Here is a 21,268-nt window from a genome sequence, read left to right on the forward strand (position 1 = left end):
ATAACATTGCGATGACGGTTAACCTGATCGCGCCGATTGCCATGGATGAAGGCCTGCGCTTCGCTATCCGCGAAGGTGGCCGGACCGTCGGCGCCGGCGTCGTTGCCAAAATCGTCGAGTAAAGCTGGACATTGGGCTCGGTCACCGAGCCGGAGATAGAAGAATATGGACAGTCAAAACATTAGAATTCGCCTCAAGGCATTCGATCATCGGATCCTCGATCAGTCGACTGGCGAAATCGTGAACACGGCGAAGCGCACCGGCGCGCAGGTCAAGGGCCCGATCCCGCTGCCGACCCGTATCGAGCGCTTCACCGTTCTTCGCGGTCCGCACATCGACAAGAAGAGCCGTGAGCAATTCGAAATCCGCACTCATAAGCGGGTTCTGGACATCGTCGACCCGACCCCGCAGACGGTCGACGCTCTGATGAAGCTTGATCTCGCGTCCGGTGTTGACGTCGAAATCAAGCTCTAACGCTGAAGGATTTGGATTCATGCGTTCCGGAGTAATCGCACAGAAGATGGGCATGACCCGTGTGTTCACCGATACAGGTGATCACGTTCCGGTCACGGTCCTTAAGATGGACAGCTGCCAGGTGGTAGGTGTCCGCACCGAAGAGAACGACGGCTACAGCGCCGTTCAGCTCGGCGTTGGCGCAGCCAAGGTCAAGCGCGTCAGCAAGCAGATGCGTGGCCATTTCGCGAAAGCGAAAGTCGAGCCGAAGCGCAAGCTCGCCGAATTCCGCGTCAGCGCGGATGCTCTGCTCGAAGTGGGCGCGGAAATCACCGCGGATCATTTCGTTGCCGGTCAGAAGGTCGACGTTGTCGGCACCTCGATCGGTAAGGGTTTCGCCGGTGCCATGAAGCGGCACAATTTCGGCGGCATGCGCGCCAGCCACGGTGTCTCCATCTCCCACCGCGCACACGGTTCCACGGGTAACTCCCAGGATCCGGGACGTGTGTGGAAGGGCAAGAAGATGGCCGGCCACATGGGCGACGAGCGGGTGACGACGCAGAACCTCGAAGTGGTTCAGCTCGACGTCGATCGTGGTCTGATCCTGGTCAAGGGATCGGTTCCGGGCGCCAAGGGCGGCTGGGTTCTGATTTCCGATGCCGTAAAGGTGAAGCAGCCTGAAAATCTCCCGTTCCCGGCAGCCGTGCGCATGCCGATCGCGGAAGAGGTTGCCGAGCCGGAAGTTGTCGAAGCCGCTGCTGACGCTCCGACCGAAGCCGAGACCTCGGCTGACGACAACGCCGAGAACAAGGACTGAGGGTCATGAAGCTTCCTGTTACGACACTCGACAACAAGAAGTCTGGCGACATTGAAGTCGCGGACTCCGTGTTCGCCGTCGAGCCGCGCCGGGATATCCTTGCCCGTGTGGTAAACTGGCAGCTGGCCAAGCGCCGTGCCGGTACCCACGCGACCAAGACGATTTCCCAGGTCAGCGGCACGACAAAGAAGCCGTTCAAGCAAAAAGGTACCGGCCGGGCCCGTGCGGGCTCGCTGCGGGCTACCCAGTACCGCGGTGGCGGTATCTCCCATGGTCCGATCTCTCGTGACCACGGGTTTGCTCTGCCGAAGAAGGTTCGCAAGCTCGGCATGCGCTCGGCGCTGTCGGCCAAGCAGGCCGAAGGCAAGCTGATCGTGATCGACGATGCAGCCGGCGAGACCAAGACCAAGGAACTGGCCAAGAAGCTTTCCGCTCTCGGTTGGAAATCGGTCCTGTTCATCGGTGGCACCGCGCTTGATGAGGGCTTTGCCCGGGCCGCGCGCAACATCCCGAATGTGGATGTGCTGCCGGAGCAAGGCGCGAACGTCTATGACATCCTCCGCCGGGACACCTTGGTTCTGACCAAGGCGGCAGTGGAAAGCCTGGAGGCTCGCCTGAAATGAGCATGCGTCCTTACAATACCAGCCAAGTCCGGCTGAGCGACGAGCGCGCGTACGACATCATCGTCCGCCCGATCGTCACCGAGAAATCCAGCCTCGGCTCGCAGTTCGGCCAGGTGACTTTCGAAGTCACCCTCGACGCGACCAAGCCGGAAATCAAGGTAGCCGTCGAAAGGCTGTTCGACCGCAAGGTGAAGGCCGTCAACACCGTGCTGACCAAAGGCAAGGTGAAGCGCTTCCGTGGCAAGCTCGGCAAGCGGTCGGACTACAAGAAAGCGATCGTCACTTTCGAGGACGGTCAGGACATCGATGTTACGCAGGGGGTCTGATCCATGGCGTTGAAGACATTCAATCCGACGACGCCGTCCCAGCGTTCACTGGTGATCGTCGACCGCTCGGAACTCTGGAAAGGCAAGCCGGTCAAAGCACTGACCCGCGGTCTGACCAAGTCTGGCGGACGGAATAACACGGGCCGTACCACGTCGTTCTGGCGTGGCGGCGGACATAAGCGTAAATACCGCATCATCGACTTCAAGCGCCGCAAATTTGACGTGGCGGCGACGGTCGAGCGGCTCGAATACGATCCGAACCGGACCGCGTTCATTGCGCTGATCAAATATGACGACGGTGAGCAGGCCTACATTCTGGCGCCGCAGCGTCTCAAGGCTGGTGACAAGGTCATCTCCGGTGAGCGCGCGGATATCAAGCCGGGTAATGCTATGCCGCTGAAGAGCATCCCGGTGGGCACGATCGTCCATAATGTGGAGTTCAAGGCAGGTAAGGGTGGGCAGATTGCCCGTTCCGCCGGTGCTTATGTCCAGATCGTCGGTCGTGACCAGGGTTACGCCCTGCTGCGCCTCACCTCGGGTGAAGTGCGGATGGTCCGCGGCGAATGTATGGCAACTGTCGGTGCGGTATCCAATCCGGACCAGCAGAACGTCAAGCTTGGCAAGGCGGGACGCTCCCGCTGGCTCGGCAAACGCCCGCACGTTCGCGGTGTCGTTATGAACCCGGTCGACCACCCGCATGGTGGTGGTGAAGGCCGGACCTCTGGTGGTCGCCATCCGGTGACACCGTGGGGTAAGCCGACCAAAGGTAAGCGTACGCGCAGCAACAAGAAAACCGATCGCCTTATTGTGCGTCGGCGCCGGAAGTAAGAGGAGATAGACGTTGTCACGTTCTGTTTGGAAAGGCCCGTTTGTAGACGGGTATCTCCTGAAGAAGTCTGATGCGTCGCGCGCGTCCGGCCGTAACGAGGTCATCAAGACCTGGTCGCGCCGGTCGACGGTTCTGCCGCAGTTCGTCGGACTGACCTTTGGGGTTCATAATGGCCAAAAGTTCATTCCGGTCCTCGTGACCGAGAACATGGTCGGACACAAACTCGGCGAATTCGCGCCGACCCGGACTTATTACGGCCATACGGCCGATAAGAAGTCGCGGCGCTAGGACTGGAGCAGAGACCATGGGCAAGAGTGCGGTCGAACGCCGACTGGACGATACCGAGGCGAAAGCGGTGCTCCGCAATGTGCGGGTGAGCCCGCAGAAGCTTAATGTCGTCGCACAGATGATCCGCGGCATGGATGTGGAAAAGGCCCTTGCGGCCCTGACCTTCTCCCGCCGTCGCATCTCGGACGATGTGAAGAAGCTTCTGCAGTCCGCGATCGCGAATGCTGAGAATAATCATCAGCTCGATGTTGACCGGCTTTTCATCAAGGAAGCCTCGGTTGGCAAGAGCATCGTCATGAAGCGCTTCCGTCCGCGGGCGCGGGGGCGTGTCGGCAAAATCATGAAGCCGTTTTCGCACCTGACCGTTGTCGTGCGTGAGCGCGGGGAGACCGAATAATGGGTCATAAAGTTAATCCGATCGGGCTTCGCCTCGGCATCAACCGGACGTGGGATTCACGCTGGTTCGCTGCCAAGGATTATGGCGATCTTCTGCATGAAGACATCCGTATGCGGCGCTATCTGCATAAGCGTCTGGCGCAGGCCGGCATTTCCCGGATTGTCATTGAGCGGCCGGCGAAGCGCTGCCGGGTTGCCATCTACACGGCGCGTCCGGGTGTGGTTATCGGCAAGAAGGGCCAGGACATCGAGAAGCTCCGTCAGGATCTCTCCAAGATGGTCGGCACCGAGGTCAGCCTGAATATCCTCGAGATCCGCAAGCCGGAAATCGATGCCAAGCTGGTCGCCGACAACATCGCGCAGCAGCTGGAGCGCCGGGTTGCATTCCGCCGCGCCATGAAGCGTGCCGTTCAGTCCGCCATGCGTCTTGGTGCCCAGGGCATCCGGATCAACTGTGCGGGTCGTCTCGGCGGCGCGGAAATCGCCCGGACCGAATGGTACCGCGAAGGCCGCGTTCCGCTGCACACGCTGCGTGCGGATATCGATTATGGCGAGTCCACCGCTCAGACCACCTACGGCGCCTGCGGCGTCAAGGTTTGGGTCTTCAAGGGCGAGATCCTGGAACACGATCCGCTCGCCCATGAAAAGCGGCTGACCGACCAGCCCGGCCATCAGCGCTGAGCAGGCGGATAGGATAGAGGTTAGATAGATGCTTAGTCCGAAGCGCACAAAATTCCGTAAGGCCCACAAAGGCCGGATTCACGGAAACGCAAAAGGCGGTACGACGCTTAATTTCGGCTCTTACGGTCTGAAGGCACTGGCGCCCGCGCGCGTCACCGCCCGTCAGATCGAAGCAGCCCGTCGTGCCATCACCCGTCACATCCGCCGTTCCGGCCGGGTGTGGATCCGGATTTTCCCGGATGTTCCGGTGTCGTCGAAGCCGGCGGAAGTACGTATGGGTAAGGGTAAGGGTACCCCGGAGTTTTGGGTCGCCCGTGTTAAGCCCGGTCGGATCATGTTCGAGCTCGAAGGCGTTCCGCGGGACCTGGCTGAGGAAGCGTTTACGCTTGCCGCCGCCAAGCTTCCGCTTGATACGCGCTTCGTTGCCCGGCTCGGCGAATAAGGCCGCGGGAGAGAATGATGGCAAACAAGGCAGCAACAGATCTTCGCGCCAAGACGGGCGATGAGCTGAAAACCAGCCTGGTGGACCTGAAGAAGGAGGCTTTCAACCTTCGTTTTCAGCGCGCCAACGGTCAGCTGGAGAACACTGCGCGGATGCGGCAGGTGCGCCGTGAGATCGCGCGCATCAAGACGATCCTGCACGGGCAGGCCAGCGCCTAAGCAGCGCTGGATTTAGGAGACGAGAAATGCCGAGGCGAATTTTGCAGGGCACCGTGGTAAGCGACAAGGGCGAGAAATCTATCGTCGTCCGTGTTGAACGCCGCGTCATGCATCCGATCTATAAGAAGTTCATCAAACGCTCGAAGAAATTCGCTGCGCATGACGAACAGAACCAGTACAAGGTCGGCGACATTGTGCGGATCCAGGAATGTGCTCCGATTTCGAAGCGCAAGAACTGGACCGTTGTCGTCGATGATGCTGGCAGCAACGCCTAAGCGGCAGGGGACGACGACATGATTCAGATGCAGTCAAACCTTGATGTCGCTGACAATTCCGGCGCGCGCCGTGTTCAGTGCATCAAGGTTCTCGGCGGTTCCAAGCGCAAAGTCGCTGCCGTCGGTGACGTGATTGTGGTCTCCGTTAAGGAAGCAATTCCGCGGGGCCGCGTTAAAAAGGGTGAAGTGCTTCGGGCCGTTATCGTCCGGACCGCAAAGGAAATCCGTCGGAATGACGGTTCCTCGATCCGGTTCGACAACAACGCCGCGGTGCTCATCAACAAGCAGAACGAGCCGATCGGGACCCGTATTTTTGGTCCGGTGACCCGTGAACTTCGCGCTAAGAAGTTCATGAAGATCGTCTCGCTCGCACCGGAGGTGCTGTGATGGCAACTAAGTTCAAGGTGAAGAAGGGCGACAAAGTTGTCGTCACCACCGGCAGGGACAAGGGAAAGACGGGCGAAATTCTGCGCGTCATCACGGATGAAAACCGTGTCCTGGTTCAGGGTGTGAATATGGTCAAGCGCCACACGCGTGCGACCCAGACCTCAGCCGGCGGTATTATTGAGAAAGAAGCACCCGTTCATGTTTCGAACGTGGCGCATATCGACCCGAAATCCAACGAGCCGACGCGCGTCGGGATCCGTACTCTCGAGGATGGCCGCAAGGTCCGCTTCGCGAAACGGTCCGGCGAAGTGCTCGACGCTTAAGCGCGCTCGAAACGAGGCCAGACATGTCGCGATTAAAAGAAGTTTATGAAGCCGAGATCAAGCCGGGAATGCTGTCGGAGTTCAAATATGCGAACCCGATGATGTGCCCGTCGATCGAGAAAGTCGTCGTCAATATCGGCGTCGGTGAGGCGGTGCAGGATTCCAAGCGGGTTAAAGCCGCTGCGGAAGAGCTTGCCATCATCACCGGTCAGCGTCCGATTGTGACCCGCGCGAAGAAGTCGATTGCCGGCTTCAAGCTCCGCGAGGGCATGCCGATCGGCTGTAAAGTCACCCTCCGCCGCGAACGGATGTACGAGTTCCTGGATCGTCTGGTGAACATCGCCCTGCCGCGCGTGCGTGACTTCCGTGGTCTCAGCCCGAAAAGCTTTGACGGACGCGGCAACTATTCGATGGGCCTGAAAGAGCAGATCGTGTTTCCGGAAATCGACTACGACCAGGTCGACCACATCCGGGGCATGGAAATCGTCGTGGTGACGACGGCCGATACCGATGATGAGGCGCGCGAACTGCTGCGTCGCTTTAACTTCCCGTTCGTGAACTGATCGGGCTGGAGAAGAGTCATGGCGAAGAAAAGCGCGATTGAAAAGAACAAGAGCCGCGGGAAGATTGTCCAGCGGGATGCCGAGAAGCGGGCGCGCCTGAAGGCGATTGCCGGCGACAAGGATCTCCCGATGGAAGATCGGTTTAAAGCCCGTCTGAAGCTGAACGAGCTGCCGCGCGATGGTGCGAAGATCCGTCTTCGCAACCGGTGCGAGGTCAGTGGCCGCCCGCGCGGTTACTATCGCAAGCTGAAGATGTCCCGTATTGCCCTGCGTGATCTTGGCTCGATTGGCCAGATCCCGGGCATGGTTAAGTCGAGCTGGTAAGAGAGGAGTCTTACAATGACGATGAGTGATCCTCTCGGGGACATGCTGACCCGAATCCGGAATGGCCAAACTGCTGGTAAAAGCGTTGTGGTCAGCCCGGCATCGAAAATGCGGAGCAATGTGCTCGAAGTGCTGAAGCGCGAAGGTTTCATTCGCGGTTATTCCAGCGCCGAAGTACGCAAGGGCATTGGCGAGCTGCAGATCGAACTGAAGTACCATGACGGCGAGCCGGTCATTCGCGAGATCCATCGCGTTTCCCGTCCGGGCCGCCGGGTGTACTCAAAGATCAAGGACCTGCCGAGGTGTTACAACGGTCTGGGTATCCAGATCTTGTCGACGCCGCGCGGGATTCTTTCCGACAATGAGGCCCGCGTTGCCAATGTTGGCGGCGAAGTCCTCTGCAAGGTATTCTGATCGGAGCCGGGCGAATGTCACGTATTGGAAAACATCCGGTCGCTCTTCCGAGCGGCGTTACCGCTGAAATCGGCGCTGACGTCTTCTCCGCGAAGGGCAAACTCGGCCAGCTATCTGTTCCGCTCAGCGATGATGTTGATATCGCTATCGAGGACAACCTGGTCACCGTGAAGCCGAAGAACGCCTCCAAGCGTTCCCGTGCGATGTGGGGCACCATGCGTGCCCGCGTCCAGAATGCCGTCACCGGCGTATCGGACGGTTTCACGATCAATCTCGAAATCAACGGCGTCGGTTATCGTGCGGCGGTCGAAGGCAAGAACCTCGTTCTGGCCCTCGGTTTCAGCCACCCGGTGAACTATCCGATCCCTGAAGGCATCACCATGAAGTGTGAGCGCCCGACGGCTATTTCGATCCATGGTGCCGACAAGCAGAAGGTTGGTCAGATCGCGGCTGAGATCCGCGGGTATCGTCCGCCGGAGCCTTTCAAGGGCAAGGGTGTTAAGTACGAGACCGAGACCGTCCTCCGCAAGGAAGGCAAGAAGAAGTAAGGATTCGTGGCATGCTGACATCAAAACAACTTTTCCAGCGTCGCCGCCAGCGGACCCGTGCCGCGCTGCGCGCCAAGACAAATGGCAAGGCCCGGCTCTCCGTGTTCCGGTCTTCCAAGAACATCTATGCTCAGGTCATCGACGATCTGAAGGGCGAGACCCTGGTGAGCGCATCTTCTCTCGAGAAGGCAATGCGCGAGCAGCTCAAGACAGGTGCGGACAAGTCCGCGGCTGCGGAGATCGGCAAGCTGATCGGCGAGCGTGCGGTGGGCAAGGGCGTTACCGACGTCGTGTTCGACCGTGGCGGCTACCGGTATCATGGACGCGTCAAGGCTCTTGCCGACGCTGCCCGTGAAGCCGGACTGAAGTTCTAGAAAGGGCCGGAACATGGCACGAGGCGAAAGAAGAGATCGCGACCAACGCGAAGATCCGGAACTGGTTGAAAAGCTGGTCGGTATCAACCGCGTCGCGAAGGTTGTGAAGGGTGGCCGCCGGTTTGGCTTCGCCGCCATCGTGATCGTCGGTGACGGTCGCGGTCGCGTCGGTTACGGTGCGGGCAAGGCCCGTGAAGTGCCGGAAGCGATCCGGAAGGCGACCGAGCAGGCGAAGCGTGGCATGGTCCGCGTTCCGCTGCGCGAAGGCCGTACGCTGCACCACGATATCGGCGGGCGCTTCGGTGCTGGCCGCGTGATCCTGCGCTCGGCTCCGGCCGGTACGGGTATCATCGCAGGTGGCCCGATGCGCGCCATCTTCGAGGCCCTCGGGATGCAGGACGTGGTGGCGAAATCCACCGGGACTTCCAACCCGCACAACATGATCAAGGCCACTTTTGAAGCGCTGAAGAACGTCAGGTCTCCGCGCGCGGTTGCAGCCAAGCGTGGCAAGAAGGTCGCTGAGATCTTCGGCCGGGCTCCTGGCGAAGCCGAAGCGGCTCAGGCCTAAGGACGGAGAAGAGCCATGGCGGCAACAAAGAAGAAAGCGGCCAAGACGACTGTTACGGTCACTCAGACCGGCAGCCCGATCGGCCGCACCAAGGACCAGGAGCAGACTCTCGTCGGCCTGGGCCTGAACAAAATGCACCGCACGCGTACGCTGGAAGATACCCCGGCAGTCCGCGGCATGATCGGCAAGGTTGCCCATCTGGTGCGCGTCGAAGACGCGTCCTAAGGCAGTCGGGCAGAACATCTAGGCGATCCGGTTGAAGCCGGAACGAGGGCAAGAACGATGAAACTCAACGAACTTCGCGACAATCCGGGCGCGCACAAGCCCGCCAAACGGGTCGGTCGTGGCGCCGGTTCCGGCCTCGGCAAGACTGCCGGTAAGGGTCAGAAGGGCCAGACCTCTCGCTCCGGCGTTGCCATTAATGGCTTCGAAGGCGGCCAGATGCCGATCCACCGGCGTCTGCCGAAGCGCGGCTTCAAAAACCCGTTCCGCAAGGAATTCGCACCGGTCAATATCGGTTCGATCCAGGCGGCAATCGATGCGGGCAAGCTCGACGGCAAGAAAGTGATCGATATCGCTGCCCTGCAGGCGGCCGGTCTCGTCGGTCGGGTGCGCGACGGTGTGCGTCTGCTTGCAACGGGCGAGCTGAAGGCCAAGGTAAAGGTGGAAGTTTCCGGTGCGTCGGCTACTGCTATTGCAGCTGTCGAAAAAGCCGGCGGCTCCGTGACGGTCACGGCTCCGGCCGCGAAGCCGGCTGAAGAGGCGGGCGACTCCTCCACCGACTGATTGGGTTCAGCGAAATGGCTTCCAGCGCCGAGCAATACGCGTCATCGATCAACTTTGGGGCCTTCGCGAAAGCGGCGGAACTCAAAAAGCGCATCTGGTTCACACTGGGTGCGTTGATCATTTACCGCCTCGGGACCTATATCCCGATCCCGGGTATCGATCCCGCGGTGCTGGAGCAGATCTTCCAGCAGAACTCGGGTGGCATCCTGGGCATGTTCGACATGTTCGCGGGCGGTGCGCTCGGGCGGATGACGATCTTTGCGCTGAACATCATGCCTTACATCTCCGCGGCCATCATCATGCAGTTGATGACCGCGGTTTCCCCCAGCCTCGAGACCCTGAAAAAGGAAGGCGAGGCCGGGCGCAAGAAGATCAACCAGTATACCCGTTACCTGACGGTGCTGCTGGCGGCGGTCCAGGCCTATGGTATCGCCTCCGGTCTTGAATCCATGGCGGACGGTACGGCGGTCGGAAATCCGGGATACTTCTTCCGGGCGACAGCTGTGATCACGCTCGTTGGCGGTACAGTCTTCCTGATGTGGCTCGGCGAGCAGATTACTGCCCGTGGTGTCGGTAACGGCATCTCGCTGATTATCTTCGCCGGTATCGTCGCGCAGTTGCCGACAGCATTGGTCGGGATGCTTGAGCTTGGCCGGACAGGCGCGCTTTCGGCTGCCGTGATCGTGCTGATCATGATCATGGCGGTCGCGGTTATCGCCGGCATCGTGTTTATCGAGCGCTCGCAGCGCCGTATCACGGTGCAGTATCCGAAGCGCCAGCAGGGTAACCGTATGTTTGGCGGTGAAAGCTCGCACCTGCCGCTGAAGATCAACGTCGCGGGTGTGATCCCGCCGATCTTCGCCAGCTCCCTGCTGCTGATGCCGGTGACGGTAGCGCAGATGAGTGCTGCAAGCGGCGGCGGCCCTGAGTGGCTGAGCACCTTTACGGCGATGGTCGGGCGCGGTCAGCCGCTGTATCTGGCGATCTTCGTCAGCCTGATTGTGTTCTTCGCCTTCTTCTACACGGCGATCGTGTTCAATCCGGCAGATACGGCAGACAATCTGCGTAAGTATGGCGGCTTCGTACCGGGTATCCGTCCGGGCAAGAATACAGCCGACTACCTTGATTATGTCCTGACCAGGCTCACGGTGGTGGGCGCCGCCTATCTCGCGGCGATCTGTATCCTGCCGGAGATCCTGATCAGCCAGTATCAAGTGCCATTCTACTTCGGGGGAACGAGCCTGCTGATTGTGGTGACGGTGACAATGGACACCGTGGGGCAAATTCAGTCGCATTTGCTGGCGCATCAGTACGAAGGCCTGATTAAAAAATCGAAACTGAGGGGGAAACGTCGATGAATTTGATACTGCTCGGCCCTCCGGGCGCTGGAAAGGGCACCCAGGCGAAACGTCTGGAAGAAAAATTCAAGATCATCCAGCTCTCTACCGGCGACATGTTGCGGGCGGCAATCGCTTCCGGCAGTGACGTCGGCCTCAAGGCGAAGAGCATTATCGATTCCGGCGGACTCGTTTCCGACGACATCATGGTTCAGATGATTTCTGAGCGCGTTGATCAGGATGACTGCAAGAACGGTTTTATCCTTGATGGTTTCCCGCGCACGGTGGCTCAGGCGGAAGCGCTTGACGTCATGCTGGCCGAAAAGGGACTGAAGATCGATCACGTGATCGAGCTGAAAGTCGATGAAAGCATTCTGTTCGACCGGATCCGGACCCGCATCGCGGAGACCCCGGAAGCCGAGCGGCGCAGTGACGATACCGAAGAGACGCTGCGAACGCGCCTCCAGGTGTTCAAGGAACAGACGGCACCGATCATTCCGTATTATGCGGATCGCGGTGCGTTGAAGAGTGTGGACGGTATGGCGTCCATTACTGAAGTGAGTGGTCAGATCGACGCGATTGTGGCGGCCTGATCGAGCTGTTTGAAGGTGTGGGTAAACCGGTTGACTCGGCAATCCGGTTGCGTATAATCCGCGCCCTCGGTTTCAGTGAAACCGTGCGCACTTGCTCGTGCGGATTTTCCGAGTTCGGTGCCTGGGTCAAATGACCCGTATTTTTGTTGGACGCTGACAAGCGTTGTACTGAGGAGTTTGCCCGTGGCGCGCATCGCAGGCGTGAATATCCCGACGCAAAAGCGTGTCGAGATTGCTTTGACTTACATACATGGTATCGGCCGGACCACCTCCACGCAGATTTGCGAGAGCGTTGGTATTCCGCGGGAACGCCGTGTGCATGAACTGACTGAAGACGAAGTCGCGCGGCTGCGTGAAGTCATCGACCGCGATCAGGTGGTCGAAGGCGATCTGCGCCGTAAAATCGCGATGGATATCAAACGTCTTATGGACCTGGGCTGCTACCGTGGCCTGCGTCATCGTAAAGGCCTGCCGGTGCGCGGACAGCGGACCCATACCAACGCACGGACCCGTAAGGGCCCGGCGAAGGCTATCGCGGGTAAGAAGAAGTAATTCGGGTCTGACCCGACAAGCCGGAGCGGCAAATTAATGGCTAAACAACCGACCCAGGGACGCGTAAAGCGCCGCGAACGGAAGAACATCACTTCCGGCGTCGCGCATGTGAGCGCATCCTTCAACAACACCATGATCACCATCACCGACGCCCAGGGCAATGCGATTTCCTGGTCTTCCGCCGGCGCGATGGGCTTCAAGGGCTCCCGTAAGTCCACCCCGTACGCGGCTCAGGTCGCGGCCGAGGATGCCGGCAAGAAAGCTGCCGAGCATGGCATGAAGACCCTCGAGATTGAAATCAGCGGCCCGGGTTCGGGACGTGAATCCGCTCTGCGCGCACTGCAGGCTGTCGGTTTCGCTGTGACTTCCATTCGCGATGTCACGCCGATCCCGCACAACGGTTGCCGTCCGCCGAAGCGGCGCCGGGTTTAAGCTGTTAGGGCGGCTTCGGCCGCCCGACCGGTACAGCCCGTGGTCCCGAAACGACCGGTTTTGGGGCCGAAAGCATAAGTTAGAGGCCTGCGGGTCTCGTTAGCGATGAGGTCACTCCCGTGATTCAGAAGAACTGGCAGGCTCTTATCAAGCCGAATAAGCTCGATGTGCAACCGGGTTCCGATCCCGCCCGCAAGGCGACGATCGTAGCCGAGCCGCTGGAACGTGGATTCGGTCTGACCCTCGGCAACGCGCTGCGCCGTATTCTGCTGTCGTCCCTTCAGGGCGCGGCGGTGACTGCGGTTCAGATCGACGGCGTGCTGCACGAATTCTCCTCTGTCGCCGGCGTCCGTGAGGACGTGACCGACATGGTCCTCAACATCAAGGCGATCGCGCTCAGGGCTCATAGTGAAGGCCCGCGCAAGATGCGCTTGAAGGCTGAGGGTCCGGGCGAGGTGAAGGCCGGCATGATCGAAGCCGGATCCGACATCGAGGTGATGAACCCCGATCTGGTGATCTGCACCCTCGATAACGGTGCCAGCCTGTCCATGGAATTCACGGTTGAGACCGGCAAGGGCTACGTCCCGGCCAGTGCCAACCGTCCGGAAGACGCTCCGATCGGTCTGATCCCGGTCGATGCGATCTTCAGCCCGGTGCGCCAGGTGACGTACAAGGTGGATAACACCCGCGTTGGTCAGGTCACCGACTATGACAAGCTGTCCATGCTGGTCGAAACCGACGGCTCTCTGACTCCGGAAGACGCTGTGGCATACGCCTCGCGCATTCTTCAGGATCAGCTTCAGCTCTTCATCAACTTCGAAGAGCCGCAGCAGGTCGTCGAGACCGAAGAAAAGGCCGAGCTGCCGTTCAACAAGAACCTGCTTCGCAAGGTCGACGAGCTGGAACTTTCCGTCCGTTCGGCGAACTGCCTGAAGAACGACAACATCGTCTATATCGGCGATCTCGTTCAGAAGACCGAGCCGGAAATGCTCCGCACGCCGAACTTCGGCCGTAAGAGCCTCAACGAGATCAAGGAAGTGCTTGGTCAGATGGGCTTGGCGCTGGGCATGGATATCCAGAACTGGCCGCCGGACAATATCGAAGAGCTCGCCAAGCGGCTCGAAGAGCCGTTCTGATCGGCTGAGCGCAATTGAATACTGTTTGTGCCGTGAGGCGCTGACGAATACGAAACTGGAGTTTTCGCGATGCGACATCGTTTTAAGGGCCGCCGTTTCAACCGGTCGTCCAGCCACCGCAAAGCCATGTTCAAGAACATGGCCAATGCGCTGATCAAGCATGAGCAGATCATCACCACCCTGCCGAAGGCGAAAGACCTGCGCAGTGTCGTTGAGAAGCTGATCACCCTCGGCAAGCGCCAGGACCTCCATGCCCGTCGTCAGGCGACGTCGGCGCTGCAGGATCCGATCATGGTCCGCAAGCTGTTTGACGTCCTGGCAGAGCGCTACAAGGAACGTCAGGGCGGTTATACCCGGGTCCTCAAGGCTGGCTTTCGCTACGGCGACAGCGCCCCGATGGCCGTGATCGAACTGGTCGACCGTGATGAAGATGCCCGCGGCCAGGATTCCGGTCCGGTACAGGTCGAAGAAGAAGAAGCACTCGAAGGTGCGATGCCGGCTGCGATCTGATCGCGCCTCTCGCTCCGGAAATATGAAAGGCGGCCTTCGGGCCGCCTTTTGTTTTTTGTGCTTCGGTATCAGCCAGGCCGGTTGGGCTAGGCCGTGTTGAGCGGGCTGATCCGGGCGGCGATATCCCAGATCTCCGGATCGTCCGGCCATGCCGAGATCAGTGCCGCCAGTTCCTGGCAGAGAAGATCAGCATGAGCGTCCTCATCGAGTGCGTCCGCGGTCAGGAGCAGGTTCGCGCAAGCCTTGGCGTGCAGCTGGGCCATCTCGGCGTTGGCGGGCTCTTCGGACGACGCGGCGAGGATGTCGTCATAGACGTGACGCGCTTTTCCGATATTTCCGTCCCGGCAGAAATCGGTCATCAGGTTAAACGCCGCGAGCATTGTCTTCTCGCGCATCGTTTCGGATGCTGCCGCGCGCTGGCTCATATCCATATAGATCGTCTCGGCCGCATCCAGCTTCTCATTGTCGCCGAACACGGTGATGAGGCCAAAGCCTGCATCGGCCAGCACATCGTTGAGCCCGGCAGTATGACTTCTCGCATCCACGAAGACAGCCAGATTGAAATAGAGGCCGATGGCTTTCTCCGATGCGCCGGACTGGGCCAGATGGGTCGCCAGATTGAAGCTGCCGTTCGCCCTGTGCAGCATTGTGTCCGGCTGGCTGTTCGATACTTCGGCCAGAGCGCAAAGTGTGCGGTGCAGATGCTGCGCTTCGCGGGTTCGGCCTGCGTCGCAATGGGTGGCGATCCTGTTCGCAATGGCTTTGGCAAGGGTGGAACGCAGCAATCGATCCGTCGGGTGACGGGTGGCAATGGCCTGGATTTCCTCGAATGTCTCGTCAGCCTCTGCGGTCTTGCCATGGCGCGCATATTCGAGGCAAAGCGTCACCGACAATTCGCAATACCCGCGCCGCATGCCGGGGTCGTCCGGATGGCCCAAGGCATAGCGTTCCAGATGCGTGCGCACGTCATGGATGGCACTCAATTCGCTGCGCCTGGCATGACAGGCCGCGAGCCTCAGGGCGCCACAGATCAGGCGATCCCTGATGTCGGCGGAATTGGCATGAGTGCTGGCGAGAGCGTATAGAGAATCGTAACAGGCGCGGGCGCGTTCGATCTCGCCATCGCTGTCGCCGAGAGAGCTGATAGCATCCGCGAGCTCTCCGGCTTTGGAAATCGTGGCTTTCCCGGCGTTCTGGGCGCCTGGCATTGACCCCTCCATTCCCGGTCCGGTGTTGTCTGGTGCGTCCCTTTTGCCCCATGCACCGGCAACCCATATAGGATAGCCTACCTTCGACTTTATTTTGTGACAACAAACGGAAAAGCAACCGATGCGCCGCCCTGATTCTTCTCGCTTTTTCTCCTCGCCAGTCGCTTCGATGCTTCGTTACACGGCATTGATGGCGTGTCTCGGGGGGCTTTTCCTGGCGATTGCAGGGCCGGGTGTGGCGGCGGCTCAAGTCGTAAAACAGGTTCCAGGCTCAAATGCGGAGCTCCAGTATTCCTTCGCGCCTCTCGTAAGGAAGGTCGGGCCTGCCGTCGTGAACATCTATGCTCGGGCGGAAGTGACCGAGCGTCGGGCGTCGCCGCTGTTCGACGATCCATTCTTCCGGCGTTTCTTCGGCGATGTGTTTCCGGGCGAAGCCCGCAAGCGGACGGCGCAGTCGCTCGGCTCCGGCGTTATCATGCGCGCGGACGGGCTTGTCGTGACCAACTATCATGTCATCAAGGGCGCGGATGAGATCACCGTCGTGCTGTCCGATCGCCGAGAGTTCGATGCGAAAATCCTGATTCAGGAAGAGCGCACCGATCTGGCCGTGCTGAAGATTGAAACGGATGGCGAAAAGCTGCCCCATCTCGAGGTCCGCGACAGTGACGAGCTGGAGGTCGGCGACCTGGTGCTGGCCATCGGTAATCCGTTCGGGGTCGGCCAGACAGTGACGAGCGGGATCATCTCGGCATTGGCGCGGACCGCGCTCGGCATCACCGATTACAGTTTCTTCATCCAGACCGACGCGGCCATCAATCCTGGCAATTCCGGCGGCGCGCTGATTTCCATGGACGGACGCCTGGTCGGCGTGAACACGGCGATTTTCAGCAACCAGAAAGGCGGCGGCGGGTCTGTCGGGATCGGCTTTGCCGTGCCGTCCAATATGGTTCGGACCATTCTGGACGGGGTGGACAAGGGCAATGTGGTGCGCCCCTGGATCGGCGTCTCCGGCCAGACCATGACTTCAGACCTGGCGGAACAGTTTGGCTTGCCTCGACCGATCGGCGTTGCCGTGACGGACGTTTATCCTGAGGGCCCGGCTGCCAAAGCCGGGATCCGGGTTGGCGATGTGATCCTGAAAGTCGGCGGCAGGGAGATCGTCGACGAGCAGGCACTGAGATACCGCGTGGCAACGCGCCCGCTCGGGGGCGCGGCGCGGATCGAGATTCTCCGCGGCGGTGTATACGAGGTTGTCGAGGTGCCGATGCGGGCGCCTCTCACTCTGCCGGAACCGGACCTTCGTGACATGCATGGCCAGCATCCGATGGCGGGCGCGCGGGTGGCGAACCTTTCGCCGGCATTTGCCCTGGAACACGGGCTCGACGATATGATGCGGGGAGTCGTGATCATGAAGGTGGCGCGGCAGTCGCCCGCGGCCAGGGTCGGTCTGCGCCCGGGTGATGTCGTGCTGAAGATCAATGACGATGAAATCGATCTGGTCTCGGATCTGGAGCCGGCTCTGATGTCGGCCAGGAATGCCTGGCGGATTTCGATCCGTCGCGAGGGGCAGGTGCTGACCACGGAAATCAAGGGCTGACCGGTGGCAAGTCTGTTTGAAGCCGACGCGCCGAGGCCGCTTGCGGACCGCCTCCGCCCCAAGGTGCTTGCCGAAGTCGTTGGGCAGGATCATCTGCTCGGCCCGGAGGCGCCGCTTGGCCGCATGCTGGCGCGTCAGCGGGTCGCCTCGATCCTGCTCTGGGGTCCTCCCGGCTGCGGCAAAACCACCATCGCCCGTCTGCTGGCGGATGGCACGGATATGGAGTTCGAGCCGCTTTCGGCGGTGTTCTCCGGCGTTGCCGATCTGCGCAAGGTGTTCGAGAAGGCGAAGGAGCGGCGCCAGATGGGGCGCGGCACACTGCTGTTTATCGACGAGATCCACCGCTTTAACCGGGCCCAGCAGGACGGTTTCCTGCCCTATGTCGAGGACGGCACCGTCGTGCTGGTCGGTGCGACGACGGAGAACCCGTCCTTCGAGCTGAATGCCGCGCTGTTGTCCCGCTGTCAGGTGCTGGTGCTGCGGCGGCTGGACGATGCCGCGCTGGATCTGTTGCTGTCCCGTGCCGAAGAAATCGAGGGCCGCTCCCTGCCGCTGACCCCGGACGGCCGCGAGGCTCTGAAGGCGATGGCGGATGGGGACGGGCGTTATCTGCTCAATCTGGCCGAAGAGATATTCCTGCTGCCTCCCGAGCCGCTGCTGGACGGGGCCGGGCTGGCCAAGACGGTGCAGCACCGGGCGCCGGTCTACGACAAGAACCGGGAAGAGCATTACAATCTGATCAGTGCCCTGCACAAATCCCTGCGTGGCTCTGACGCGGATGCGGCGCTCTACTGGCTGTCCCGGATGCTGGCCGGCGGAGAGGATGCCGGTTACATCATGCGCCGCCTGACCCGGTTCGCGTCGGAGGATATCGGCATGGCCGACCCGGCCGCGCTGCCCCAGGCTTTGGCCTGCTGGGACGCTTATGAGCGGATCGGATCGCCCGAAGGCGACCTGATGCTGGCGCAATGCGTGATCTATCTGGCAACCGCCCCGAAATCGAACGCCGCCTATAAGGCTGCCGGCGCGGCGAAGCGTGCGGCCAAGGCCACCGGCTCTCTGGCCCCTCCGGCCCACATCCTGAACGCCCCGACGAACCTGATGAAGGATCTCGGCTACGGCAAGGGCTATGCCTACGATCACGATGCGCCGGACGGCTTCAGCGGCGCGGACTATTTCCCGGAGGATATGCGCCGGGAGCAGTTCTACCGGCCGGTCGAGCGCGGTTTCGAACGGGAAATCCAGAAGCGGCTGGCTTATTGGGACAAATTGCGCCGCCAGCGCGTGGCCGACGGACCGGACGGTGACGGCTGATCCCGGCTTTGATCTTTTCCTCGGCATCGACTGGTCCGGGGCAAAGGGCGCGCGTAATAAAGGCATCCAGATTGCCGTAGCCAAACCGGATGAGGCGCTGCCCCGTCTGGTAGCCAATCCCTACCGGGCGCATGGCATCTGGTCCCGCCCGGATGTGCTCACTTATCTCATCGCCACAATCGATGAAGGCTACCGCGTGCTGGCCGGGTTTGATTTCGCCTTCTGCTACGCCTTCGAGGATGAGGGAGCCTATTTCCCCGGTCTGCCCGACGCCCCACGCTCTCCGGAGGCTGTCTGGGCGCTTGTGGAACGGACGGGGCAGGATGACCCCGATTTATACGGCGCGGCCCTCTACAAGCGCCCAGACTTGCCCTACAGGGATTATTTCATGGCGCCCGGCTGGCGCGGAGAGAAGTACCGCTACCGGCAGCGGCTGGCGGAACAGGCGGCGGCTTTCGTTACGACACCGCATCCGGTCTTCAAATGTATCGGCGCGGCGAATGTCGGCACCGGCTCGCTCGCCGGCATGCGGCTGTTGCACCGGTTGCGCGGGCTGGACCGGGATATCCGTGTCTGGCCGTTCGACCCCGCGCCGGGAGGGGAGCTGACTGTCGTCGAGATCTTTCCACGGCTTTACTACAAGCTGGCCGGCGGCGATCCCCGAGCCTGGAGCGACCGGGACAATCTCGATGCTGTCTGCCGCTACTTTGGCGGCACTGCAGGGAAGGTCCCCGAAATCAGCACCGAAGACGAGGCGGATGCCTTGATCTCGGCCGCTGCATTGCGGCTGCTACACACCGATCCTTCGCTTTGGCGGCAGTCACGCAGGGCTGGTGCCACCAAGGAGGGCTGGATATTCGGCGCGGCTTAGGCTAGCAAGCGCTGATGAAACTGCTCCTTGCCATTGCGTGCGGCGGAGCGCTCGGCGCGCTCGCCCGCCATAAAGTCGGTTCGGTTGCCATGCATCTGTTTGGCAGCGAATTTCCCTATGGCACGATCACGGTGAATATCGTTGGCTCGTTCCTGCTCGGCCTGCTGGCCGGCGGGCTCGCTTTCAAGTTCAGTCTGCCGCTGGAAGCGCGGGCTTTTCTGATCGTTGGTTTTTGCGGTGCCTTCACCACTTTCTCCACCTTCGCGCTCGACGTCGCGACCCTGACGGAGCGCGGCAATCTGATGCTTGCGGGCGTCTATGTCGCGCTATCGGTGGCGGGGGCCATTCTTGCCATGTTCGGCGGTCTCGCCGTGATGAGAGGACTCTTCGCATGAGCGGAGTTCAGACTATTCAGGTTAAGGGCGACGATGCGGATATGCGCATCGACCGCTGGTTCAAGAAGCATTATCCGGGCCTCGGCCATGGCCGGCTGGAAAAGCTGCTGCGTACCGGACAGGTCCGGGTCGACGGCAAGCGGGTGAAGGCGAACCAGCGTCTCGAAGAGGGGCAATATCTGCGCTTGCCGCCGCTTGGAGACAAGGAAACCAGCCCGCCGACGGCTGACAGTCGCCCCGGCAAGGAACCCCGCATCGACGAGGCCCTGCTGGAGGAAATGCGCGAGCGGATCCTGTTCATGGATGACGATGTGATCGTGCTGGACAAGCCGGCCGGCATCGCTACCCAAGGCGGGACCGGGCAGAAAGTGCATGTCGACGGCATGCTGGACGGCTTTCGCTTTGGCCGCTCCGAACGGCCAAAGCTGGTGCACCGGCTCGACAAGGATACCTCCGGCATCCTGCTGATCGCCCGTTCGACCGTGGCGGCCCGCTGGCTGACAGCGGCGTTCCGGGAAAAGACCACGCGCAAGATCTACTGGGCGGTGGTGCTTGGCGAGGTGAAGCCCAGGGTGGCCCGGATCGACATTCCCATCTCCAAGCTGCCCGGCAAGGCTGGTGAGAAGATGGCGGTTGATTACGAAACGGGTCAAAAGGCCCTGACGGACTACGAGGTGGTCGAGCAGCTCGGCAAACGCGTCGCCTGGGTGGCGCTCAGCCCGATCACGGGCCGGACCCACCAGCTCCGCGTTCACATGATGGAACGTCGGGCGCCGATCCTCGGCGACGGCAAATATGGCGGCCCGGAAGCCTTCCTGGTGGCCGAAGGCCTGTCCCGCAAGCTGCATCTGCATGCCCGCGAGATTGAGGTGAAGCGGCCGAACGGCAAGCTGTTGAAAGTCACCGCGCCCTTGCCGGAGCATATGCTGAAGGCCTGGGATTTCTTCGGCTTCGATCCGGAAGGTGGTGCGGACGCGTTGCGAGAGGACGTCTGATGCCGTCCTCCGATCCGCTGCGGCTGGTTGTTTTCGACATGGACGGCACTCTGATCGACAGTCAGCACCTTATTGTCGCCTCAATGACCCGGTCTTTTGAGAGGAACGGCTTTGCTGCTCCGGACCCTGCGTCTGTGCGGGCTGGAGTTGGCCTGCCGCTGGAGATCATTGTCAGGTCTTTGTTACCGGGAATTTCGCCGGATCTTTGTGAGACGTTGGTACAGGATTATCGTAGAGATGTTCGTGCCACTCAGGATCGCGGTGAGCGGCACGAGCCGTTGATGCCAGGCGCCCGGGAAGTGGTCGAGCGGCTCGATGCGGCGGGCTATCTGATCGCTCTTGCGACAGGCAAGGGAACCAGAGGCGCCCGTCATGCGTTGGAGGTACATGGACTGATCGATCGTTTCGTCAGCATCCAGACCTCGGACACGGCGCCGGGCAAGCCGCATCCCGGCATGCTGATCCAGGCGATGAACGAGGCTGGTGTTGAGGCATCCGCCACAATCATGGTTGGCGATACGGTTTACGATCTTGAGACGGCGCGGAATGCGTCGGTGGCGTCAGTCGCGGTGACCTGGGGATACCATGATCGAGCGGATCTGGCGTCTTACGGTCCCGGTGCAGTGATTGATCATTTTGATGATCTGGATGCGGAGGTCGAGCGGCTTCTGGCATTCTGATAGGAGCGGCTAA

At 60.8% G+C, this 21,268-nt stretch carries 35 protein-coding genes; 34 read left to right on the forward strand and 1 reads right to left on the reverse strand.

What is annotated here, in order from left to right:
• The 28 genes from IG629_RS18965 to rplQ all read left to right on the forward strand — a co-directional run.
• Positions 1-122 (forward strand): EF-Tu C-terminal domain-related protein (locus IG629_RS18965; RefSeq protein WP_449867061.1); only part of this gene is annotated, 122 nt, incomplete at its 5' end.
• A gap of 43 nt (positions 123-165) precedes the next feature.
• Positions 166-474 carry a 30S ribosomal protein S10 gene (gene rpsJ / locus IG629_RS18970; protein WP_028466776.1) on the forward strand — a complete coding sequence of 103 codons (309 nt, stop codon included), beginning with the start codon at positions 166-168 and terminating at the stop codon, positions 472-474.
• Positions 475-493: 19 nt separating this feature from the next.
• A complete protein-coding gene (gene rplC / locus IG629_RS18975; RefSeq protein WP_193173491.1) occupies positions 494-1,270 on the forward strand; it encodes a 50S ribosomal protein L3 in 777 nt (258 codons plus the stop codon).
• 5 nt (positions 1,271-1,275) lie between these two features.
• Positions 1,276-1,893 (forward strand): 50S ribosomal protein L4, encoded by a 618-nt coding sequence (gene rplD, locus IG629_RS18980; protein WP_193173492.1) that lies wholly within the window; start codon positions 1,276-1,278, stop codon positions 1,891-1,893.
• Positions 1,894-1,895: 2 nt separating this feature from the next.
• Positions 1,896-2,219 carry a 50S ribosomal protein L23 gene (locus tag IG629_RS18985; protein WP_226886937.1) on the forward strand — a complete coding sequence of 108 codons (324 nt, stop codon included), beginning with the start codon at positions 1,896-1,898 and terminating at the stop codon, positions 2,217-2,219.
• A gap of 3 nt (positions 2,220-2,222) precedes the next feature.
• Positions 2,223-3,047, forward strand: coding sequence for a 50S ribosomal protein L2 (rplB, locus tag IG629_RS18990; protein WP_193173494.1), 825 nt, complete (start codon positions 2,223-2,225; stop codon positions 3,045-3,047).
• A gap of 13 nt (positions 3,048-3,060) precedes the next feature.
• Positions 3,061-3,336 carry a 30S ribosomal protein S19 gene (rpsS, locus tag IG629_RS18995; protein WP_028466781.1) on the forward strand — a complete coding sequence of 92 codons (276 nt, stop codon included), beginning with the start codon at positions 3,061-3,063 and terminating at the stop codon, positions 3,334-3,336.
• Between the two features lie 16 nt (positions 3,337-3,352).
• Positions 3,353-3,733, forward strand: a complete 381-nt coding sequence (gene rplV / locus IG629_RS19000; protein WP_193173495.1) for a 50S ribosomal protein L22 — start codon at positions 3,353-3,355, stop codon at positions 3,731-3,733.
• A complete protein-coding gene (gene rpsC, locus IG629_RS19005; RefSeq protein WP_028466783.1) occupies positions 3,733-4,413 on the forward strand; it encodes a 30S ribosomal protein S3 in 681 nt (226 codons plus the stop codon). The genes rplV and rpsC overlap by 1 nt, the downstream gene beginning before the upstream one ends.
• A gap of 28 nt (positions 4,414-4,441) precedes the next feature.
• Positions 4,442-4,855, forward strand: a complete 414-nt coding sequence (rplP, locus tag IG629_RS19010; RefSeq protein ID WP_193173496.1) for a 50S ribosomal protein L16 — start codon at positions 4,442-4,444, stop codon at positions 4,853-4,855.
• Positions 4,856-4,872: 17 nt separating this feature from the next.
• The gene (gene rpmC / locus IG629_RS19015; RefSeq protein ID WP_193173497.1) at positions 4,873-5,073 is read left to right on the forward strand and encodes a 50S ribosomal protein L29; all 201 of its coding nucleotides are present in this window, start codon (positions 4,873-4,875) and stop codon (positions 5,071-5,073) included.
• 26 nt (positions 5,074-5,099) lie between these two features.
• Positions 5,100-5,348, forward strand: a complete 249-nt coding sequence (rpsQ, locus tag IG629_RS19020; RefSeq protein ID WP_193173498.1) for a 30S ribosomal protein S17 — start codon at positions 5,100-5,102, stop codon at positions 5,346-5,348.
• 18 nt (positions 5,349-5,366) lie between these two features.
• A complete protein-coding gene (rplN, locus tag IG629_RS19025; RefSeq protein ID WP_028466787.1) occupies positions 5,367-5,735 on the forward strand; it encodes a 50S ribosomal protein L14 in 369 nt (122 codons plus the stop codon).
• Positions 5,735-6,058 carry a 50S ribosomal protein L24 gene (rplX, locus tag IG629_RS19030; RefSeq protein ID WP_193173499.1) on the forward strand — a complete coding sequence of 108 codons (324 nt, stop codon included), beginning with the start codon at positions 5,735-5,737 and terminating at the stop codon, positions 6,056-6,058. The genes rplN and rplX overlap by 1 nt, the downstream gene beginning before the upstream one ends.
• Before the next feature lie 23 nt (positions 6,059-6,081).
• Positions 6,082-6,621, forward strand: a complete 540-nt coding sequence (gene rplE, locus IG629_RS19035; RefSeq protein WP_193173500.1) for a 50S ribosomal protein L5 — start codon at positions 6,082-6,084, stop codon at positions 6,619-6,621.
• A gap of 18 nt (positions 6,622-6,639) precedes the next feature.
• Positions 6,640-6,945, forward strand: coding sequence for a 30S ribosomal protein S14 (rpsN, locus tag IG629_RS19040; protein WP_193173501.1), 306 nt, complete (start codon positions 6,640-6,642; stop codon positions 6,943-6,945).
• A 15-nt stretch (positions 6,946-6,960) separates the two neighbouring features.
• Complete coding sequence (gene rpsH, locus IG629_RS19045) at positions 6,961-7,359, forward strand: 30S ribosomal protein S8 (protein WP_193173502.1); 399 nt, start codon at positions 6,961-6,963, stop codon at positions 7,357-7,359.
• Between the two features lie 14 nt (positions 7,360-7,373).
• Entirely contained in the window at positions 7,374-7,907 is a 534-nt protein-coding gene (gene rplF / locus IG629_RS19050) for a 50S ribosomal protein L6 (RefSeq protein ID WP_193173503.1), read from the forward strand.
• 11 nt (positions 7,908-7,918) lie between these two features.
• Positions 7,919-8,281, forward strand: coding sequence for a 50S ribosomal protein L18 (gene rplR / locus IG629_RS19055; protein WP_193173504.1), 363 nt, complete (start codon positions 7,919-7,921; stop codon positions 8,279-8,281).
• A 13-nt stretch (positions 8,282-8,294) separates the two neighbouring features.
• Positions 8,295-8,849, forward strand: coding sequence for a 30S ribosomal protein S5 (rpsE, locus tag IG629_RS19060; protein WP_028466794.1), 555 nt, complete (start codon positions 8,295-8,297; stop codon positions 8,847-8,849).
• 15 nt (positions 8,850-8,864) lie between these two features.
• Positions 8,865-9,074 (forward strand): 50S ribosomal protein L30, encoded by a 210-nt coding sequence (gene rpmD / locus IG629_RS19065; protein ID WP_028466795.1) that lies wholly within the window; start codon positions 8,865-8,867, stop codon positions 9,072-9,074.
• A gap of 57 nt (positions 9,075-9,131) precedes the next feature.
• Positions 9,132-9,635 carry a 50S ribosomal protein L15 gene (gene rplO / locus IG629_RS19070; RefSeq protein WP_193173505.1) on the forward strand — a complete coding sequence of 168 codons (504 nt, stop codon included), beginning with the start codon at positions 9,132-9,134 and terminating at the stop codon, positions 9,633-9,635.
• Positions 9,636-9,649: 14 nt separating this feature from the next.
• The gene (secY, locus tag IG629_RS19075) at positions 9,650-10,993 is read left to right on the forward strand and encodes a preprotein translocase subunit SecY (RefSeq protein WP_193173506.1); all 1,344 of its coding nucleotides are present in this window, start codon (positions 9,650-9,652) and stop codon (positions 10,991-10,993) included.
• Positions 10,990-11,565, forward strand: coding sequence for an adenylate kinase (locus tag IG629_RS19080; protein ID WP_193173507.1), 576 nt, complete (start codon positions 10,990-10,992; stop codon positions 11,563-11,565). Before secY ends, IG629_RS19080 begins: the two co-directional genes overlap by 4 nt.
• Positions 11,566-11,748: 183 nt before the next feature.
• Positions 11,749-12,117, forward strand: a complete 369-nt coding sequence (rpsM, locus tag IG629_RS19085; protein WP_193173508.1) for a 30S ribosomal protein S13 — start codon at positions 11,749-11,751, stop codon at positions 12,115-12,117.
• A 36-nt stretch (positions 12,118-12,153) separates the two neighbouring features.
• Positions 12,154-12,549 carry a 30S ribosomal protein S11 gene (gene rpsK / locus IG629_RS19090; RefSeq protein WP_193173509.1) on the forward strand — a complete coding sequence of 132 codons (396 nt, stop codon included), beginning with the start codon at positions 12,154-12,156 and terminating at the stop codon, positions 12,547-12,549.
• 119 nt (positions 12,550-12,668) lie between these two features.
• A complete protein-coding gene (locus IG629_RS19095; protein ID WP_193173510.1) occupies positions 12,669-13,685 on the forward strand; it encodes a DNA-directed RNA polymerase subunit alpha in 1,017 nt (338 codons plus the stop codon).
• A 69-nt stretch (positions 13,686-13,754) separates the two neighbouring features.
• Positions 13,755-14,195 (forward strand): 50S ribosomal protein L17, encoded by a 441-nt coding sequence (rplQ, locus tag IG629_RS19100; RefSeq protein ID WP_028466802.1) that lies wholly within the window; start codon positions 13,755-13,757, stop codon positions 14,193-14,195.
• Between the two features lie 86 nt (positions 14,196-14,281).
• On the opposite strand, the gene IG629_RS19105 is transcribed toward rplQ, so the two are convergent.
• On the reverse strand, positions 14,282-15,403 hold the full coding sequence (locus IG629_RS19105; protein ID WP_193173511.1) for a hypothetical protein: 1,122 nt from the start codon (positions 15,401-15,403) through the stop codon (positions 14,282-14,284).
• A gap of 190 nt (positions 15,404-15,593) precedes the next feature.
• On the opposite strand from IG629_RS19105, the gene IG629_RS19110 reads away from it, so the two are divergent.
• From IG629_RS19110 to IG629_RS19135, 6 genes are read left to right on the forward strand one after another with little or no spacing between them, the layout of a single operon-like run.
• Positions 15,594-17,000: a Do family serine endopeptidase gene (locus tag IG629_RS19110; protein WP_226886938.1), complete on the forward strand. Its 1,407-nt coding sequence runs from the start codon at positions 15,594-15,596 to the stop codon at positions 16,998-17,000.
• Positions 17,001-17,003: 3 nt separating this feature from the next.
• Positions 17,004-18,314 carry a replication-associated recombination protein A gene (locus IG629_RS19115; protein ID WP_193173512.1) on the forward strand — a complete coding sequence of 437 codons (1,311 nt, stop codon included), beginning with the start codon at positions 17,004-17,006 and terminating at the stop codon, positions 18,312-18,314.
• Positions 18,304-19,185, forward strand: coding sequence for a hypothetical protein (locus IG629_RS19120; RefSeq protein ID WP_193173513.1), 882 nt, complete (start codon positions 18,304-18,306; stop codon positions 19,183-19,185). Before IG629_RS19115 ends, IG629_RS19120 begins: the two co-directional genes overlap by 11 nt.
• A gap of 14 nt (positions 19,186-19,199) precedes the next feature.
• Complete coding sequence (crcB, locus tag IG629_RS19125; RefSeq protein WP_193173514.1) at positions 19,200-19,580, forward strand: fluoride efflux transporter CrcB; 381 nt, start codon at positions 19,200-19,202, stop codon at positions 19,578-19,580.
• Positions 19,577-20,575 (forward strand): RluA family pseudouridine synthase, encoded by a 999-nt coding sequence (locus tag IG629_RS19130; RefSeq protein WP_193173515.1) that lies wholly within the window; start codon positions 19,577-19,579, stop codon positions 20,573-20,575. Before crcB ends, IG629_RS19130 begins: the two co-directional genes overlap by 4 nt.
• Positions 20,575-21,255, forward strand: coding sequence for an HAD-IA family hydrolase (locus IG629_RS19135; protein ID WP_193173516.1), 681 nt, complete (start codon positions 20,575-20,577; stop codon positions 21,253-21,255). The genes IG629_RS19130 and IG629_RS19135 overlap by 1 nt, the downstream gene beginning before the upstream one ends.
• Positions 21,256-21,268 lie beyond the last annotated feature (13 nt).

Origin of the sequence: Nisaea nitritireducens (assembly GCF_014904795.1) — a bacterium.
Taxonomy (GTDB): Bacteria; Pseudomonadota; Alphaproteobacteria; order Thalassobaculales; family Thalassobaculaceae; genus Nisaea; species Nisaea nitritireducens.